General features: G+C 36.6%; 23 protein-coding genes. 8 read left to right on the top strand and 15 right to left on the bottom strand.

The genetic code is table 11. The features are described 5' to 3' along the window. Nucleotides 1-47: 47 nt before the first annotated feature. The 6 genes from ACQKMH_RS07210 to ACQKMH_RS07185 form a co-directional block, all read right to left on the bottom strand. Nucleotides 48-830 (bottom strand): DeoR/GlpR family DNA-binding transcription regulator, encoded by a 783-nt coding sequence (locus ACQKMH_RS07210; RefSeq protein ID WP_427586735.1) that lies wholly within the window; start codon nt 828-830, stop codon nt 48-50. Between the two features lie 27 nt (nt 831-857). After that, the gene (locus ACQKMH_RS07205) at nt 858-1871 is read right to left on the bottom strand and encodes an ABC transporter ATP-binding protein (protein WP_427586734.1); all 1014 of its coding nucleotides are present in this window, start codon (nt 1869-1871) and stop codon (nt 858-860) included. Next, entirely contained in the window at nt 1871-2743 is an 873-nt protein-coding gene (locus tag ACQKMH_RS07200) for an ABC transporter permease (RefSeq protein WP_427586733.1), read from the bottom strand. The genes ACQKMH_RS07205 and ACQKMH_RS07200 overlap by 1 nt, the downstream gene beginning before the upstream one ends. Next, on the bottom strand, nt 2740-3594 hold the full coding sequence (locus tag ACQKMH_RS07195; RefSeq protein WP_427586732.1) for an ABC transporter permease: 855 nt from the start codon (nt 3592-3594) through the stop codon (nt 2740-2742). Before ACQKMH_RS07195 ends, ACQKMH_RS07200 begins: the two co-directional genes overlap by 4 nt. Nucleotides 3595-3716: 122 nt before the next feature. Then, complete coding sequence (locus ACQKMH_RS07190) at nt 3717-4550, bottom strand: alkaline phosphatase family protein (RefSeq protein ID WP_427586731.1); 834 nt, start codon at nt 4548-4550, stop codon at nt 3717-3719. After that, a complete protein-coding gene (locus ACQKMH_RS07185; protein WP_427586730.1) occupies nt 4540-5652 on the bottom strand; it encodes an ABC transporter substrate-binding protein in 1113 nt (370 codons plus the stop codon). The genes ACQKMH_RS07190 and ACQKMH_RS07185 overlap by 11 nt, the downstream gene beginning before the upstream one ends. A 323-nt stretch (nt 5653-5975) precedes the next feature. Between ACQKMH_RS07185 and ACQKMH_RS07180 the strand changes: the two genes are divergently transcribed. Next, nucleotides 5976-6299, top strand: a complete 324-nt coding sequence (locus ACQKMH_RS07180) for a hypothetical protein (protein ID WP_427586729.1) — start codon at nt 5976-5978, stop codon at nt 6297-6299. Beyond that, a complete protein-coding gene (locus tag ACQKMH_RS07175; RefSeq protein ID WP_427586728.1) occupies nt 6283-6414 on the top strand; it encodes a hypothetical protein in 132 nt (43 codons plus the stop codon). Before ACQKMH_RS07180 ends, ACQKMH_RS07175 begins: the two co-directional genes overlap by 17 nt. Before the next feature lie 373 nt (nt 6415-6787). On the opposite strand, the gene ACQKMH_RS07170 is transcribed toward ACQKMH_RS07175, so the two are convergent. The 3 genes from ACQKMH_RS07170 to ACQKMH_RS07160 form a co-directional block, all read right to left on the bottom strand. Then, nucleotides 6788-7579, bottom strand: a complete 792-nt coding sequence (locus ACQKMH_RS07170; RefSeq protein ID WP_427586727.1) for a PhzF family phenazine biosynthesis protein — start codon at nt 7577-7579, stop codon at nt 6788-6790. A 237-nt stretch (nt 7580-7816) separates the two neighbouring features. Further along, complete coding sequence (locus ACQKMH_RS07165) at nt 7817-8452, bottom strand: LysE family translocator (protein ID WP_427586726.1); 636 nt, start codon at nt 8450-8452, stop codon at nt 7817-7819. Nucleotides 8453-8940: 488 nt separating this feature from the next. Further along, nucleotides 8941-9531 carry a TetR/AcrR family transcriptional regulator gene (locus ACQKMH_RS07160; RefSeq protein WP_427586725.1) on the bottom strand — a complete coding sequence of 197 codons (591 nt, stop codon included), beginning with the start codon at nt 9529-9531 and terminating at the stop codon, nt 8941-8943. A 195-nt stretch (nt 9532-9726) separates the two neighbouring features. On the opposite strand from ACQKMH_RS07160, the gene ACQKMH_RS07155 reads away from it, so the two are divergent. Next, nucleotides 9727-10737, top strand: coding sequence for an NADP-dependent oxidoreductase (locus tag ACQKMH_RS07155; RefSeq protein ID WP_427586724.1), 1011 nt, complete (start codon nt 9727-9729; stop codon nt 10735-10737). A gap of 485 nt (nt 10738-11222) precedes the next feature. Here the strand turns inward: ACQKMH_RS07155 and ACQKMH_RS07150 are convergent, their stop codons facing one another. Genes ACQKMH_RS07150 through ACQKMH_RS07140 form a run of 3 tightly spaced genes read right to left on the bottom strand, consistent with a single transcriptional unit; the run spans nt 11223 to nt 12288 of the window. After that, the gene (locus tag ACQKMH_RS07150; RefSeq protein WP_427586723.1) at nt 11223-11567 is read right to left on the bottom strand and encodes a DUF1048 domain-containing protein; all 345 of its coding nucleotides are present in this window, start codon (nt 11565-11567) and stop codon (nt 11223-11225) included. Between the two features lie 18 nt (nt 11568-11585). Continuing rightward, nucleotides 11586-11963, bottom strand: coding sequence for a DUF1048 domain-containing protein (locus tag ACQKMH_RS07145; protein WP_311282479.1), 378 nt, complete (start codon nt 11961-11963; stop codon nt 11586-11588). A gap of 1 nt (nt 11964) precedes the next feature. Next, nucleotides 11965-12288 carry a PadR family transcriptional regulator gene (locus tag ACQKMH_RS07140; protein WP_427586722.1) on the bottom strand — a complete coding sequence of 108 codons (324 nt, stop codon included), beginning with the start codon at nt 12286-12288 and terminating at the stop codon, nt 11965-11967. A 797-nt stretch (nt 12289-13085) separates the two neighbouring features. Here ACQKMH_RS07140 and ACQKMH_RS07135 point away from each other — a divergent pair. Then, nucleotides 13086-13349, top strand: coding sequence for a hypothetical protein (locus tag ACQKMH_RS07135; RefSeq protein ID WP_427586721.1), 264 nt, complete (start codon nt 13086-13088; stop codon nt 13347-13349). 33 nt (nt 13350-13382) lie between these two features. On the opposite strand, the gene ACQKMH_RS07130 is transcribed toward ACQKMH_RS07135, so the two are convergent. The 3 genes from ACQKMH_RS07130 to ACQKMH_RS07120 all read right to left on the bottom strand — a co-directional run bounded on the left by ACQKMH_RS07130 (nt 13383) and on the right by ACQKMH_RS07120 (nt 15414). Then, nucleotides 13383-13532 (bottom strand): hypothetical protein, encoded by a 150-nt coding sequence (locus ACQKMH_RS07130; protein WP_427586720.1) that lies wholly within the window; start codon nt 13530-13532, stop codon nt 13383-13385. A gap of 603 nt (nt 13533-14135) precedes the next feature. Then, nucleotides 14136-14603, bottom strand: a complete 468-nt coding sequence (locus tag ACQKMH_RS07125; RefSeq protein ID WP_427586719.1) for a DinB family protein — start codon at nt 14601-14603, stop codon at nt 14136-14138. A 337-nt stretch (nt 14604-14940) separates the two neighbouring features. Beyond that, the gene (locus ACQKMH_RS07120; protein WP_427586718.1) at nt 14941-15414 is read right to left on the bottom strand and encodes a MarR family winged helix-turn-helix transcriptional regulator; all 474 of its coding nucleotides are present in this window, start codon (nt 15412-15414) and stop codon (nt 14941-14943) included. A gap of 154 nt (nt 15415-15568) precedes the next feature. Between ACQKMH_RS07120 and ACQKMH_RS07115 the strand changes: the two genes are divergently transcribed. The 4 genes from ACQKMH_RS07115 (at nt 15569) to ACQKMH_RS07100 (ending at nt 18172) form a co-directional block, all read left to right on the top strand. Continuing rightward, nucleotides 15569-16153, top strand: coding sequence for a DUF3238 domain-containing protein (locus tag ACQKMH_RS07115; protein WP_427586717.1), 585 nt, complete (start codon nt 15569-15571; stop codon nt 16151-16153). A 125-nt stretch (nt 16154-16278) separates the two neighbouring features. Then, entirely contained in the window at nt 16279-16863 is a 585-nt protein-coding gene (locus tag ACQKMH_RS07110; protein ID WP_427586716.1) for a DUF3238 domain-containing protein, read from the top strand. Between the two features lie 71 nt (nt 16864-16934). Continuing rightward, nucleotides 16935-17561 (top strand): FMN-dependent NADH-azoreductase, encoded by a 627-nt coding sequence (locus ACQKMH_RS07105; protein ID WP_427586715.1) that lies wholly within the window; start codon nt 16935-16937, stop codon nt 17559-17561. Nucleotides 17562-17974: 413 nt separating this feature from the next. Next, nucleotides 17975-18172 carry an IDEAL domain-containing protein gene (locus ACQKMH_RS07100; protein WP_427586714.1) on the top strand — a complete coding sequence of 66 codons (198 nt, stop codon included), beginning with the start codon at nt 17975-17977 and terminating at the stop codon, nt 18170-18172. The last annotated feature ends 97 nt before the right edge of the window (nt 18173-18269 follow it).

Here is an 18269-nt window from a genome sequence, read left to right as displayed (position 1 = left end):
GAGAGAGAACTCCCTCATCCATCTCGATATGTCCTTTTATGGATTGACTATGCTTGAATCCAATTGATCTCCTCTAATTTTGAATGATTTCTCCATTCCTCTGGAAATGGTTGCTCGCAGACAATCACATCGACTTTTTCTAGAGGACAAACTTTACTAAATGTGTCGACACCAATTTTAGAGTAATCCGTTAGCAATATAACTTGCTTTGATACCTCGACCATCTTGCGTGAAACTAATGTTTCATGTAAATGATAATTGCTAACCCCACTTTGAATGGAAACACCACCAGCTGAAATGAACGCTTTATCAATATTAAATTGATTTAACATTTGTTCAGTGAGACTGCCGCTTATAGATTGATGCTTTGGATCAATTTGTCCTCCTAGTAATAGAATGTGTCCTGTAAACTTATTTTGATTGAGCAATTCGGTTAACACAGACGACACAGGAAGAGAATTAGTTAAAATCGTAATGTCTATTTTATTTTCGATACACTGCGCAAATTCAAGCATGGTTGTCCCTACATCAATGGCAATCACATCTCCGTTAGAAATGAGTTCTACTGCTTTTTTCCCAACCTTGATTTTCGCTTCTTGATTCACCTTTGTACGCTGTGTAAATGGAGGCTCCTCAAATTCAAAGACTGTTTTAATCGCTCCACCGTAAACCTTCTTTAAAAGTCCTTTATCCTCTAATATCATCAAATCGCGTCGAATCGTTTCCTCTGAAACATTAAATTGATCAACTAATTCCACAACTTTTACTTTTCCCATTTTGTTAAGTTCTTTTAAAATTTCATTCTTTCTTTCTTCTGGCAAAACAGACATATTCCTTCCCCCATGATCATTAATAATTTATAAAATAATGCATTCTTTCTTCGGTACAAGAATATGAACGCGTGCTCCTTGATCAAACATTTCCCCTCGATGGTGAAGATAGTCTACAAGGAAAGCGGACTCATCTGTTTCTACTTCATATCTTAAAACATTCCCTGTCATAGAAACATCTTTAATAAATCCTTTAATTCCCCAGTTCTCTTGTAAATCCAAGCTATCCTCACCCGCAGAAACTAATTGTAAAACTTCAGGACGAATGGCGACCTCATTCCCTTTTAGTTCTGTGCTGCGAACAAGTTTATGGAAAATTTCCATATTACAAACATTATAATTTCCGATAAACTTTGCAACAAATGTATTGATTGGAGAAGTATAAATTTCTGATGGAGAACCGGATTGTACAACTTTTCCTTTATTCATGACAAATATTCGATCAGACATCGTCATTGCTTCTTCCTGATCATGAGTAACAAAAATAGTTGTAATATCTAATTCTTTCTGTATTCTCTTTAATTCTTTTTGTAAATTTTTTCTAATTTTAGCATCCAATGCGCTTAACGGTTCATCCAAAAGCAGTACTTTCGGCTCCATGACAAGCGCACGGGCAAGAGCAACCCTCTGCTGTTGTCCACCAGATAATTGATGAGGATACGACTCTTCTTTTCCTATTAAATCAACCATATCAATCATATTTTTCACTTTTGATTTAATATTTTTTACCTTCTTCATTTTAAGGCCGTAAGCGATATTGTCAAAAACGCTCATATTTGGGAAAAGCGCATAAGACTGAAATACCATACCGACTTCACGCTGACGCGGTGATAATTTAGTAATATCTTTTCCATCAATTAAGATTCTTCCTACATCAACACCTTCAAGCCCCGCAATGGAACGTAATAATGTACTTTTCCCGCATCCGCTTTGCCCAAGAAGTGTAGCAAATTCTCCTTTTTTTAATGTTAAAGAAATGTCATTTAGAACGACCTGATTTTCATACCCCTTAGTCACTTGATCGATGGTTACATAGCTCATTACTTTTCACCTTCTATAGCAGTATTTTTATTAAAGTATTGTTTTTTAATAAATGAAAGAATTCGCTTCTTATTTGACCCGACAGGATTTTTTTCGTTTCTAAACGTAAGTTTTAATACAGTCCCCGTTAAAAGTAAAATCAGTGAATAATAAGTAATAACAATTGCACTTGTTAAGTGACCACTGCTGTTTAATTTGTCGGCAAGATAAATTTGAATGGTTTCAAATCGGCCCCCGACAAGCAAATTGGCAAAAGCAAACTCACTAAATAAAAGAGCGACTGATAATAAGGTAGACACTAAAATACCAGATATAATATTTGGAAACACCACTGTGCGAAACGCTTGGAATTTTGTAGCACCGAGTAATTCCGCTGCATCAACTAGCTGCACGGCATTAATCGTACGAAGACTGCTACGAATACCTTGATACATAAATGGCAGAATCGTTATGAAATAAGCACCGATTAAAATCCAAGGTGTTCCGGCAATTTGAATCGGTCCATCTGAATATACCTTGATTAATCCTACAGCTCCAACAATGGGAGGAATTCCATAAGGAAGCATAGCTGCGGCTTGAAGTAATCCTTCCCATTTACTGAAATATACTGTGATGATAAAGATAGTCGGAAGCATAATAACAACACTAAGACCTACAGACATGACAATTAAAAACAGCGTTCGTCGAAAAGCATCATAAAACCGTTCATCTTGAAATAATTCAATATACCATTTCATTGTATAACTCTCAGGTAAAATGGTATGATCCCATTTACCGGCAATCGAGAATAAAAATGTTCCTACAAGCGGAATTAATAAATACATAACTAGTAACCCAACAATCACTTTATGAAAAGTCAATGAAGATTTCATCGTAAGTCCCTCCTAATGCGGCGCATCATTCGTTCATTGAACCACATCGCCCCGATCATTGTCGCTGCTAGAATAACACCCATCGCACTACCTAGCTGCGGCTTTAATGCAACGTCACTAGCAACTAGAGAGGCAATTTGCAATGACAATAAGTTATAGTTGCTGCCTACTAATGCATAGGCTGTAGCGTAAGCTCCCATCGAATTAGCAAACAAAATACTGAATGTACCTACAATACTAGGTAAAAGAACTGGAATCCCAATGTGAAGCCAAAATGATAATGTTGATCCTCCTAATAATGAAGAGGCTTCTTTCCATTGTTTCTTAATTCCTTGATAAGACGGATAGATGAGCATAATAGCAAGCGGAATTTGAAAATATATATAAACAAGAATGAGGCCTGTCCATGAATATAAATTAAAATCCGCAAACACATCCCCACCAATCTTAGAAAAAAGCAACGTAAACAACCCATTGTTTCCTAGTAAAATAATAAATGAAAATGAAAGGGGAATCCCCTCAAAGTTCGACGTCATATTGGCAATCATCAGTAAGCGATTTTGTATCTTTTGTGAGAACTTTGTAAACGAATAGGCTGCAATGACTGCTATAATCACAGAAGTTACAGCAGAAAATAAAGAAATGACAAGGCTATTTTGAATGGCTTGTAAGTAAAATTTGCTTTTAAATATGGTGATATATTGATCAACCGTAACTTGAATTCCATCGTCTGCATAAAAACTATTTTTAATCATTGCCACTAATGGTCCTATTTCAAATCCAATCACAAACAAAATAAATGGCAGTAAAAGAGCTAATAAGTAAATTTTTTGTTTTTTTATTTTTCGCAAGACTTCTCGCTCCTCTTTGTTCTTTAACAATTTGGGAATTGGTTTAACAGTAGGTTCGTTAAACCAATTCCCGTCAACCTTCATTCTTCATTCTTCATTTTAATGTTGAATAGTGTATCTTTTTAAAGGGTATTTTTTCCTTTCAGACCTGGAAATTGATATGAAATCATTTTATTGGACGGCTCAATATTTAAAAGTTCACAAACGAGCGGTGCAAAAGCTAATTGCGGAACTACTTCGCTGTAAACACCAGGCTCAACTTTTGGACTCATGATAAAGAGCGGTACATCACGCTCACCATCAGTTATGCCGCCATGGTTGCCATATTCACTCATGCCATGATCAGATGTAATTAAAATGTGGTAACCTTCTTTGATCCAAATTGGCAAAAGTTGTGCCAACAAGCTGCCCATTTTTAAGATTTGTTCACGATATTCTTTCGATTCCGAACCGAAAATTTCTCCTTTTACATCTACACCGAGCGGATGAATATATAAAAAGTGTGGGTCATGCTTTCTGCGCAAAGCTTCTGCATCCATTAACACATGACTGTCTGGATAGTCATCATCCCAATAAAATTTTCCATATTGAATCGGCTTAGTCTCATCTTCTTGCTCACGATCTTCAATAAAATGGAATGGCGCGCGATTATAAAGTTCGCTTACCCAGTAATAAGATACCGTTCCGTTTCTTAAGCCGTTTTCTATCGTAAGATGAAAGAGACTTTTCTCAGTAGATAAGCGTACGGCTTGATTGGAGGTAATTCCGTTCACTGATGCCGGTGTACCCGTTAGTAACACTTCATATAATGGACGGGAAAGACTTGGGAGTTCCGACTTTACTTTGTAAAGTGCTGCCTGATTTGTTTCAACTAGATGTTGAATAAATCCAAGAGCCTCACATGCTTTATCATATCTCATACCATCAACAACAATTGCTATTACTTTATTTGACATGGACTAACACCTCTTCTTGCCAAAGCTGCGGTAAATTTTTAGCCGTTTCTTCCCAAGCTTTGTAATCTTCAATTGGTTTTGCATTTTTGTACTGTTCTTCTGGAACCATTTTTTCAGCTACTTCTTTCGGTAGTTCTACATCGCGAATTGGACGGGCAAATCCTTTAGCTAAGTTAATTTGTCCTTCATCGCTTAAGATATATTCTCTAGTTGCCATCGCCGCATGAGGATGCTTTGCATTTTTGTTAATAATAGTTGCGTAGCCGCTTACGACTGAACCTTCACTTGGAATGGAGACTTCAAATTGATCGCGGTTAATTTGGTCAGCGTAACCAAGAGCATTGAAATCCCAAACAAGGGCAACTTCCACTTCCCCTTTTTCGATGTTAGCCGGCTTGGCATCAGTTAAGCTAAGGCGGCCTTGCTTCGCAAGCTTAGCAAAAAAGTCAATTCCTGGTTGGAGATTTGTTTCATCACCACCGTAAGCCTTAGCGGCAGCAAGAACGGCCATTTGGTTCTGTGTACCACGCTGAACATCTCCAACTGTTACTTTATAATCTCCTTTTAATATGTCATCCCATGATTTTGGCGGGTTATCTACTAATTCTTTATTAGTTAAGAATGCAATCGTTCCTTGGTAGCCAACAACCCAATCTCCATTGTCATCCTTTGCCCAGTCAGGTACCTCGTTCCAATAGGAAGTTTTATATGGCATCGTTAATTCTTTTTGTTCCGCGATGGGCCCAAAGGAAACCCCTACATCGCCGATATCAGCTGTTGCATTCTCTCCTTCAGATTCCATTTTGGCAATCTCTTCGGCACTGGATAAATCTGTATCATTGTGTTCCAATGTATATTTTTTCATCACTTCATTCCACGTTTCTCCCCAGTTAGCCCATGAATCAGGCATACCGACACTATTAATTGTCCCCTCTTCTTTTGCTTTTGTTTCAATTTCTTTCAGGGTTAACGAACTTGGATCCTTAACAACTGGAGCAGCCTCCTCTTTTGTAGCTCCACAAGCAGCTAATCCTAGTATACTCACTCCTAACATCACAGCTTGAATAGACTTGTAACAATTCTTCTTGAATGTGTAATTCATAAAAAGTGCCTCCATTTAATGTGGAATTTTTAATGTTTATTACTGTTTATTACGGATTAATCATAATCATTCAATATAAATCCCACATTAATCCAACGTTAAGATTTTGTAAATCAGGTCCTCATAGAAATGAATTTATTCCGTTCAGGACGTTCGTAAAAGCAAATGTGAGTTCGTAAGCGCAAACTATTTTTGTACTTAAACGAACCAATTTAACAATTATCTAAACTTAATTTGTATAAAACATACTACAAGAGTTAGGTTTTATTATACGAAAACCAAAAGATGTGCAACCGATCCGGGATCAGCAGCAGTTAGAAGATATGAAATGGGCGCTGAAGAATAAAAAAAATTATAGTCCCTCCTTGGCGCTTTCAATTGATGAGACCCCTTATGAATTAGAAAAAGGATATAAGTTAGAACGTCTCATCACAAATTTGACATTTCCAACCTCTGTTGCTTTTGATAATCAGGGACATATCTATTTCGCAGCAGCAGGGTTTGCTTATGGAACTGAACCAGAAGAAGGCAGAATTCTAAAAGTAAAAGAAGCTGGAACATTTTCAGTTTATGTTGCTGGACTCGACGGACCCGTAACAGGGATGACATGCCCTCAAGGGGAGTTATTTATTGCCGAAGGTAACTGAAGAGGATCGCCTGGATCACATCATTGCGGACGCATTACGAAGTTTTCCAATGGTCAATAAAAAACGATTGTTTCAGGACTTAGAACTTGTGGAGCGATGGCATATCATGTGGTAGTGAAAAACGGGAAAATAATTCAACATTAAAAGGAGTGTTTATTTTGAAGAAACCATTCTATTATTTATTGGACTTTCACCAACTAGCAATTAACGGCTTGCTGGGCACGCAGGAAGCAAAGAGACGGTTCTTGTGCTTCACCAGCAAGTGAATGAAGCAGTAGAACCGTCCCCGTGCATCCTATCCTTAATTTAATTTTCGTAGATAACCTTATCGTTCACAATTGTCTTAAGTACTTTGATTTCTTTAATTTTTATAGGGTCAATTGTTAACGGATTTTCTTCCAGAATAACAAAGTCAGCACTTCAGCTAACGCACCCGCTAGTTCTATAAAAAGCGATTCTTAATAAAGAATCGCTCCCATACGGGTAAACTAATTATATAGTTCTCCTTTCAGTAAAGTTACACAATCTCCAATTAACTCGACTTTTTCTCCTTTTATCTTTAGTTTTATTTCACCCCCGCGCTCTGAATCTTGATATGCTATAAATTCTTTTTTATTTAAGAGATCACTCCAATATGAAGCTAACGCGCAGTGTGCAGAGCCAGTTACGTAATCTTCATTAATTCCTATCTTTGGAGCGAAATACCTTGATACAAAGTCGTACTTACCTGATCCACGACTAGTAATAATTATTCCCGGACCCTCTAGTTCTCTTATTGCTTCAAAATTAGGCGTTACGTTATGAACCATATCCTGATTTTCTAATTCTAAAATGTACCGATCTTCTGCCCAAGCAGCAGCTTTTATAGGAAAGTCAATTGCATTTATTAACTCCTCAGTCACTTCATTTTGATTGGATTCTTTTAAATTAAATCTTAAAATTATTTGTTTTTCTAATAACTCAGTTCGAAGGAGTCCCGATTGAGTATAAAAATTAATTGTCGACTCTGATGAAATAAAGCCCTCACTCCACAGAATATGAGCAGCTCCTAATGTACCATGCCCGCATAAATCAATCTCTTCATTGGGTGTAAACCATCTAAGTTGATAGCTATTTGCATCTTTTATTGTAATATAAGTTGTGATAGGTTGATTAAGTTCTTTTGCAAAAGATTTCATCCACTCTTCCGTTCTTTTCTCTCTCAAGAAAACTATTGCTGCAGGATTTCCTTTGAATTCTTCTTTAGAAAAAGCATTAATAAAATAAAATTCGCTATTCATATATGCACCCACCCCTAAATTTTAATTCCCTTTATAAACCTTACTTTCTGTAACAGTTTTTATGCAACTATCCTGCCCCGTTAGTGCCATAAGAAAAAGCTGCCTTAAAGACAGCTCTGATCCTCAGCTAACGCACCTGTTAGTTCATTAAATTTATTGTAGAGTTGAAAAAAACTGTACGGGAAATCTGTGAGATAAAAAAGCACTTTACTTTTATTAAGTAAAGTGCCCATAATTTTATGGTTGTCTTTCAAAAGCAAGTTTAAAACCAAAGCCTAATAAAACAAAGCCAGTGGCTCCTTGTAAAACTTTTTGTACAGACGGTTTTCTTATCCAATTTTTCAGATGATTTATTAAATAAACATAAGTTAGATACCATATAAGGTTTAAAAATGCATATGAGCATCCCATCACTAATAATTGAGTAAAATGACTTTCTCCTGGTTTAATAAATTGGGGTAAAAATGTAAAGAAAAATACTGCGACTTTAGGGTTGGAGACGCAGGTTACAAAACCTTGAAAAAAGCAACTGTTTCTTTTTGAGTTAATCTGAATTTGTGATTTTTGACCTTCTACTTTAAGTTCGCTCGGCTTCCGTAATGAAAGTAAAGATTTAATTCCAAGGTAGATTAGATATACGGCACCAGCATACTTGAATATTGAAAAGATAAAAGCAGATTGAACGATGATTGCTGACAATCCAAATACTGCTGCTAAGATATGGAGGATTAGCCCAGAGAATGACCCAAAAACGGTCTTGACCCCTCCTTTTTTACCAAGAGAGATTGTGTTTTGTATAACAACTCCTGTATTTGGACCTGGCATTATAATAAGTAAAAAAGACATCATTAAAAATAATAGATAATTTTCCAATATATAACCTCCTTTTTTAACTTGTTTTAATTATTATAAATAATATCAAGGACGCGGTAAAAAGAATACTAAATATCTAACGAGTTAATTAAATTATTCAGTGAAAATATAGTGTTAGTCTTGAACATTATCGAGACCTTGGTTGAGAGAATTTTATTAATATAAAGGGATCTTAGATCCTTTTATTTTCCGGACTGAGGAAAAAACATTAATTGAGGATCGAGCGTTACGCTAACGGGCAGGATAACGCAGCAACTACCCCAAATTTGCAACTAAAATCCGAAAGAATCGGGGGTTAGCCGGAAGATATGAATGGACCAACAAGTCAATCTTGGAATTATGATGAAATTACGCTATTCATTTTCTGAATCGTAGGCTGTCGAGAAGACTCGACAGCCTTTTGTTCTTTTTGTATAAGTTGGTGAAATATAATACGTAGCCTAAATGTACCTGTTAATTCAACAAAGTGTATTCCTAGTCTATTGCCGTTAAATGTTTTTTAATAAGTTCAATACATTATTAAAATGAATTTCGCTCAAATGTTCGATGACCTCTTCAACTATCAAATGCTCTGGATCTGAAATCCACATACAAATCACGGCTACTAATCCTGAAATCATGTATTCCAACCCGATTTTAAATTTTTGATTATATTCTTGACCACCAATACCAGAAAGAAAAATATCTTTTACTGCTTCTTTTAAATGAGTTGTAAAGTGAGGGTAACCATTTAGACTCAGCATCGTTCTAAAGAAAACAATGTTTGCTTCTATTGCTTTAAATATTTCACTTAAGCTTATGATAAACATTTCCTCATCTGTTACACGGATACCGTTATCTTTCATACCTAGGTTAAAGCAAACATTTAATTTATCCAAACTTTCATGACATAATTTCTCCATCAAATCAGGTTTGTCCACATAATGTAAATAAAAAGTGTTCCGATTGATCACGGCTTCGTCGGCAATGTCTTGTATGGTTATCCGTTCATAGCCTTTCGTTTGAATTAGAGTCAAGAAGGCGTCTTTAATAGCTTTCCTTGTTTTTAGAATACGTAGGTCTACCTTATCTTTAGCCATATATAAACTCTCCATTCAATAATAATAATGGTCAAATCAAGAGAATGTGACTATTAATTATCATTTCGTTTAATATTGAACATTGAATGGTTTAATACTACGTTTTACAATTAAAAACGTCAACCGCACAATTACATCAATTTATAAGGAGATAATCGAATTTATCTTCCACATCGAAGGTGAGGAGTTTTTAAAATGGCTAAAACTGAAAAGGTTACACTACAGGGTAACAGGCAATGGCTCTACACGGCTGTGCCGGAAGGCAAGCTGACGACGGATATTTTCAAACTGCAGGAGATAGATGTTCCTGAGCCTGGGCCCGGCGAGGTCCTGTTCCGGAACCTTTACCTCAATATCATGCCTGGCAATCGCGCATACATGATGATGCCGGACGTAATGCAAGCTGGAAGGCCGATGACGAGCTTGGCAGTAGGCGAGGTCGTCGCTTCCAATGATCCGGGGTTCGCGCAAGGCGACGTTGTGGAGGCGTTCGCGCCTTGGCAGGATTTCGCCGTTATGCCGGCGCAGGCTCTCACCAAACGCGACGGTGGCCATCCGGTGGAACATTACATGGGTCTTCTTGGTCAAACCGGCTACACGGCTTACTTCGGGTTTCTTCACGCGGGTCAGCCCCGAGCTGGCGAGACGGTACTGGTGTCCGCCGCAGCAGGTGGGGTCGGATCCTTGGTCGTTCAGCTTGCAAAGCTTTCAGGTTGCCGCGTCGTCGGCATAGCCGGCGGACGCGAGAAATGCGCGTGGCTTGAACGCGAGCTCGGCATAGATGCAACTATCGACTATAAGGCTGGCAACTTGGATGGGCAGTTAAAGGAGACTTGTCCAGAGGGCGTGGACCTGTTCTTCGACAACGTGGGTGGGCCCGTACTGGAAGCCGCCTTGGACGCGATGAAGTTTGGTGGCCGCATCATCCTATGTGGGAATGCGTCGCAGTACGACAGCGATCAGCCAATGGTCGGTCCGAAAGGCGTGCCACTCACCGTGATTTTGAAGAATCTTACCATGCGGGGGTTCCCGTATGGGGCCTACAGCCAACTCTTCAGCGAAGCAGAACGCAATCTTTGGAAATGGGTACAGGAGGGTCGGATCAAGCCGTTCTACCACGTTATCGAAGGTTTGGAGCAGGCGCCAGATGGTCTTGTGGCACTCCTAAATGGTTCGAATCGCGGCATGGCCATGGTCCGCGTCTGAGAACCCCGGCATAAGCCTGGTCCTATGCACCGTGCCATTTCCCTACTGGCTCAGGGGACACGGTGCAAGACTCAGGTGCATTGCAAAAGCCGCTCTCGGGTAGATAGCCACCACTGTTAGCATTGGCGGAAAACATTCGTTTTCCGGCCATGGCGCGCGGACGATGAATTTCGGTCACAGAAAGCCCCAAAAATGCGTCAAAAACCCCCACGGAAATGATAGGGGACTTGACCCCCGTCCGACATCCATATAAGTTAATGTCGGGGGACAAGAACATAGTCCCATTAGAAGTCGCCTAAATGGCGGCTTTTTTGTTTTAAGAGAAGGCTGTTTTCGTAAATATATAAAGCTGAAGGCGCGTGCTCACAGTGCAGTAGCGCCTGCAACTGGGTTTTTCTATATAGTCTGACAGATAGTCAGTTATACTACTTACTTGTTCGAAATATGACTGAACAGCTGAGCTATTCAGTTAGGTTGTTCAACGCTTATTTTTTCTTACCCACACGATTCAGAATGCTTTTGTTCAAATTATTGCGTAACTTATCATCCCATCTTTTCGTTTGGTCGATAAGTCCATTGGCGAATGCTGTCACGTCTTCACCTGTCACTTCCAAAACGTCTTTGCCATCTGCCGCACCATCTTCAAACAAATCAATGAGATCGTACTGGATTCTCAGCATATCCATGCCGCTTCCAGAGGCGAAACCCCACATATAGTTGCAGATTTTTTTATAGGCTTCTGGATAGTCGCCTGGCAAAGCTTCCACACGCGCCATCATTTCTTTGTATTCTTTTTTGTCGTCAAGTATCTTTTTGATGAAATTTACCATGGTATTTAACCTCCTACCTTATTTTTTATTCGTCCATATTTTTACTTGCTCTTCAACTCTACTCTCAATTTCTTTTTTCAAATCTACTTGCCCTCCTAATATACTCACCGATTCTCCATCTAGTTTTGAGAGAGCCATTAATTCGTCGGCAAATGCCGCCACGTCTTCACCGGTAACATCTAGCACATGCTTGCCTTCTGCTGCACTAGCTTCAAACAGTTCATACAAATTGATGATTTCTTCACCAAATCCATATCCGAAATTCCACATGTACTTTTGAATCTTTTTGAATACAAAGGCGTAATCTTTCGGTAGGGAATTTACTTTTTTCATAAAAGCTTTGTATTCCTTCTTGCTTTCTAAATCGCCAATTATTAGCTCTATAAATTTCTTCATATTATTTCTCCCCCTTTAGGGTATTAATTTTTGATGATACAAAATTCCATTTTCCCCAAAATTGTTCGAGTTCCTCGTGTCCTGCATTATTTAATGAATAAAATTTGCGAGGAGGACCCATTTCAGAACGCTTTTTCTCGATATTCACTAATTCTTTCTTTTCCAGTCGCACCAAAATGGTGTAGACCGTACCCTCAACAACCTCTGTAAAGCCCATTTCAATGAGGCGACGGGTAATCTCGTAGCCGTAAGTATCTCCCCGGCTGATAATTTCCAGCACACAGCCTTCCAACACACCTTTGAGCATTTCTGTTAAATTTTCCATAGCATACACCTCCTAAGCTAATAAGTTATACAGGTATTTGGTATTAATAAGTACTGGTATATTGTAATACTATGTAGCAGGAGTGTCAAGTGTGCATTAAAAAAATTATAAATTTAAAAAGATACAAAAGGATTTGCTGTAAATGTAAAAAGGAAAACCAAAATCAAGTATTGATTTCGGTTTATCATTTTTTGTAGGGTTAAAATAAAGTTTGATCAAAAGTGTGCTGCAAAAGCTGAATTTACAATAGAAGAAACCCACACATTTTGAACAAAGATTGATCAATATGTATGGATTTGATTTTTAGGTTATAGAGATTTTTACATGATACCAATTAGAAGTGTAATAAGTAAGTGGAAGACTGATGTAGTTGAAGTATTAAATATGAAGGTACAATAGGCTCAATAACTCCTTATTTTTTCTTTAAATACCTAAGCATTAAGTAAATTCCACCTACTATTATCACTGCCCAGAATATTAAAGGGGTTATTTGTGTTAAGGTTTCCATATTTCTACCTCCATTTTGATATTTTTATTTCACAGGCAGTGTGGTTATTTTACGCTACCTTTTTCTAAGGACACTTTATTTCCTGCTCCTTTTTATACGGAACAAAAAGGTAAAAGTTCCCTTTTATTGAACTAACCTGCCCCGATAGTTCCATAAGAAAAAGCTGCCTTAAAGACAGCTCCGATCTTCAGCTAACGCACCCGTTAGTTCATTAAGAAAAGGTTGCTTCAAACAACCTCCCTTATTGATGTAAAGCACGTATTCCCTGACTTTCTTTGAGTGTGGGGTGTTGAGAAAGTATCTTGCTGAAAAGATCGAGACTTATCTTTTTATTCAGCTACCTAAGCCAAGTGAGTATCCAAATGTTTTAAAAATTCCTGCTGGAGATTACTGGTGTATCCAAAATAACGGCTGGTCTATTGATTCTGCTACTGAAATTTTTAGTGAGGAATGGATATCTGATGACGAGTTTTTTGTCACCGAATCTGAAATTTATGGGAATAATAAACTCTATCATCAATTGAAAAAAGAACTTCGAATAAGAAAAACATAGGGAGATTTTAGTCTTCCTATGTTTTCATTCATATTATTTATCTGTTTGTTTTTGCTTCTTTTTCATATAATCCGCACGTATTTTTTCAAGTTGCTGCTTTTTATCAAATTTGGCAGGCTTCTGTTTTTCATGAAACTTTGTCACAGCTACCTTACCTTTGGTATCCAACTGATATTTTCCCACTTTGTTCACCTACTTTTCTTGTCTTTAAAGAGAATCTATTCAACAAATATAATATACCTTATTTTACTGAAGTAAACCTTATTACTTTATTAGTGTACTGCTAACTTTGCATATATCAGTAAAAACATTAAAAACCTAGTAAAATAATTCATCGCCAAATGGTATTCATTTCATAGCTATAATTAAAATAAAATGCCTTGACACTCTGCATAAGCCTCAATAATTCTATTTCTTGTTTGTTCAGCTCTCTTCTAAATGTCCAATTGTTTGGTAAATAAGGTTTAAAATAGTAAAACCATCTAAGTCTACTCCATCTTTTAAATGGTTCTTAATGCTAATAACCATTACGTTCTCGATGATTTCAAATTTAGGTTTCTGAGGGGAAATATTGTTTTTTCAAAGTCTTTTTACTACTTGTTTAAAAAAATCACCCCTTGTTAACTTTTCTAATTATATCTATCTTAATTCAAATATTACCTTTTTCAACTAACCTGCCCGGTTAGTTCATTAAGAAAAAAGGAAACCAAATGGAAGCTCCCCCGATCTCAACTAACGCACCCGTTAGTTCTATAACTATAAAATATCTCACTTTTTCTTTTTGCTCTAATTCCAGCTCTTTTGTATCTTCCGAATATAAACAATTTGACCGATGTGATATGCATTATGTGTCGTTACATTCCCTAATACTTGCCACCAATTAGCATCAAAGTACCCTTGAACATCGCTTTCTAGTTGTTCTTCCGTTAATATTTCTTGCCAATGTAAAAGAACTTCTAAAAGTTGTTTTTGAAGTTCATAGAATGTTTTATTTTTTGAAATGGTAAACGTACTGTCATTACCTACTGTCGGAACTGGATTAACACTAGCTTCTTTATACCTTGTTTGCCACGTTTCATTCCAATAAAGCAAATGCTGTACAATTTCGGCAATACTATTACTTTCTTCACTCACCTTCCAAAAAGCTTCTTCATCTGTCAAATTTTTAACAGATTCTGAAAATGGTACGTACCAACTTGGATCGTTTGCATTAGCTAACAACTGATCAGACAAAACATCTTTTGGGTGAAACATACCTGCTACACTCCTTCTTAATGTTTATCAGCATATAAATGCCTTTATTTATTGTTAATCATTCTCTTTGATATGGTTATTTCCCTCTTTTTTAACTCTTTCTTCAATTAACCTGCCCCGTTAGTTCATTAAGAAAAGCAATTCTTAATAAAGAATCGCTCCCTTTAATGGAACATTCGAAAATAGATACACAAATGCAATTTAACTTGTTTTTCTTGAACTAGCGCTCCCGTACAATTCTTCTCAAACCTTGCTGCTAATTTATATCATTACAGGAACGCTGTACTGTTAGTACGAATTTAAGCACGATTAAAAGTTCCCTTTATAAACTCTATAATTACCAGACAGGTCTTAAACTCGATGATAGTTTATCTTCATTTTCTTCATAAACTAATTTTGTTAAATCTTCTTTGAGCATTTGCAGGCGTTCAGCACCTATTTTTTCAATCCAACGTTGCTCAATCTCAGTTAGTATCTTCTCTTTTGCTTTCACTACTAACCAACCTCGTTCGGTCAAAACAATAATTTTCCCTCTCTTATCAGTGGGATGAGCTTTGCGCATTACATAGCCACTTTTCTCAAGATAATCCACCATTTTACTCACAGCTTGCTTTGTAATTCCTAAATATTCGGCTAGTTCTATCCCTGTTGCTCCATTGGGAGTGATGCATTTAAACATAAAACCATGTGCAGGTCTAATATCTCCAAATCCCAATTCACTCAATCTGTCATGTAATTCATTAATTGATGTACTAAAGGATAATGATAAAAGTGATGTAAGATCCAATTCACTAAATACTTCATGATTCATACATAAAACCTCCTTAAATAAAGTCAATTAGGTTGACTTTATTTAAAATCCATTGTACTATACGCAATGTAGTCAATCAAGTTGACCACAATTCAATTATAAAAGAAATTGGATTCACCGAAACAAAATTAATACATTATATGGAGGGTTCTTCATGGCTAACATCGTTAAAATTAGAGGAAGTGTATTTGCACCGTATGCTTGGTTGGAACCTATTAAAGATCCTGCAACAGAAAAGATATTTGAATACACTGGTGATGCACGTGAATTTACACCAAACGCTGTAAACACTATGCGGTCAAGATTAGAGCAAGAAGTGATTATTGATTTTTATAAAAAAGAAATTTTCACATATACAAATGCTTGTATCGTAACTGTAAAAGTTACAAATCCAGATGGTTCTGTTGATTATAAAAAAGGAAAAACAAGTACAGAAAATATTGTATGTACTAATGTTGTGTGGGGTACTGATGAAGTTTCTTTTGAAATGAGGGCAAGTGCAAGCAATCCTTTAAATGCAGCAGCACCTGCGGCTGATTATTTATTAACTATACATGTTAACAAAAATGGTGTGGCGTATATTGAAGGTTCCCATGATGGGTTCCCCTGCTATGAATTTTATAAACAAACAGATTTTGGTCCATTTGAATTAATATATACACATGATTTCAGAAAAACTGGTGACACTCCAGCAGCGCTAACTGGGGAAATGGAATACAGTTTTAAAACGACAATCTAGATATAAATACGAAGTAGAAGTTTACAAGCAGCAAATATTAAAAAAGCTATAATTTATACGAAATGCTGAATGGCTCAAAGTTATGAATTACCCAAAATAAAATTAGAATTACAGAGGTGGTTCTTATGACTAACATTGTTAAAGTTAGAGCAAGTGTATTTATTCCAATGTCTTGGACTGAACCTAAGAAGGATACTCAAACAGGAAACGTGATTCAATTCGAAGGTGACTCACGTGAATTTACTCCATATGCTGTAAACGCTATGCGTTCCAGAATAGAACAAGAAGTAGTTGTAGATTTTTATAAAAAAGAAATCTTCACATATGAGAATACTGGCATTACAACAGAAAGAATCACAACTCCCGATGGTTCCGTTAATAAAAAAACAGGAAAAGCTAGTACGGAAGGTATTTTGTGCACTGATGTTGTATGGAGGTCAGATGACGTCAAATTTCAAATGAGTGCTAGTGCTAGCAACCCATTAAATGTATATGCACCTCCCGTTGATTATCTATTAACTGTACATGTCAAAAAAGATGGTACTATCGATATTCAAGGTACCCATGACGGATTCCCTTGTTATGAATTTTATAAACAAGTAAACTTTGGGCCGTTTGAAAAGATTCATACACATGACTTCAGAGAAACTGGTGATACGGCTGAAGCTCTAGGTGGAGACATGGAATATAGTTTTAAAAAGATATTGTAAAGACAATAGGATTCCCTTTTTAGTGAATAAATATATAACAACATAAGAGCGAGTAACAGGAGGAAAAGAGAATGACAACAGTTTTATTTGTAAAAGCAAACAATCGCCCCGCAAACCAAGCGGTGAGTGTGAAATTATATGAGGCTTTTTTAGCAAGCTATAAAGAATCACATCCAAATGATACAGTGGTAGAACTTGATTTATACAAAGAAGAATTGCCATATTTGGGAGTAGATATGATTAACGGTACATTTAAGGCTAGCAGAGGACTTGATTTAACAGTAGAAGAAGCAAAAGCAGTAACTGTTGCTGATAAATATTTAGAACAATTCCTTGCGGCTGATAAAGTTGTGTTTGGATTCCCATTATGGAACTTAACAATTCCGGCTGTACTACACACATATATTGATTATTTAAACCGCGCAGGCAAAACATTTAAATATACGCCAGAAGGTCCAGTAGGTCTGATTGGAGATAAGAAAATTGTATTATTAAACGCAAGTGGCGGTGTATATTCTGAAGGACCAAAAGCTGAAGTAGAAATGGCTGTTAAATATGTAGCAAGTATGATGAGCTTCTTCGGTGTAAAAAATATAGAGAAGGTAGTGATTGAAGGTCACAATCAATTCCCAGATAAAGCAGAAGAAATTATTGCTGCAGGGCTTGAAAAAGCTGTTAAAGTAGCAAGTACGTTCTAATTAATAAAAAACTTGTCACTCCATATAGCAGTACCAACACTCTTATAGTGGTGGCACTGCTTTTTTATTCGCTTATCTTGCTACTGAAAAGTTGATGGACAAAATATACATAAACTTGATTTCCTTCTTCAACTATTCTGTCCTTTAGCTTAAGTACAATCCTAATCTCACCAACAAATATCGAATTTTCTTTTAAAATGATCTTCCACAATCTGGCCCGATTGCTGAACAAAAGTAAAAAAGCAAACATTTCATAAATAAGTTATTATTTGTTCTAAAACTAGTATTTTTCTGTTTGGTGATAATTAAATGTATTTACACGATCATTATTTCATTGGAACTACCGAGATAAATATTTGAATAATCTGAAAATTGTTGATATAATAGAAAAAAGGTCAAGGAGTTGATTTCCTATGGAAAAGAATTTGGCTAATACACCACCACAACCTGAATTAAACGTCATGGATTCTGAATTTGCTGAAATGGTGTTAAACAAATCCCTTCTTAATTTCCGAAAAGAGCAAATCCGAAAAGAGATTGACCAGTCATTACAGGATCAAAACAAAGAAGAATTCCTACGATTAACAGAGGAATTGAAAAACATTTCTTAAAATGTTGTTTATAAAATGAGCTTAACATATTTGTAACTTTAAGAAGTACGCCAAAACGCCAATCCCATATCTATAAGGGATTGGCGTTTATTTGATT

Source organism: Peribacillus sp. NPDC097895, assembly GCF_050277555.1.
GTDB lineage: Bacteria > Bacillota > Bacilli > Bacillales > DSM-1321 > Peribacillus.
This window is presented reverse-complemented; position numbering and strand designations above follow the sequence as displayed.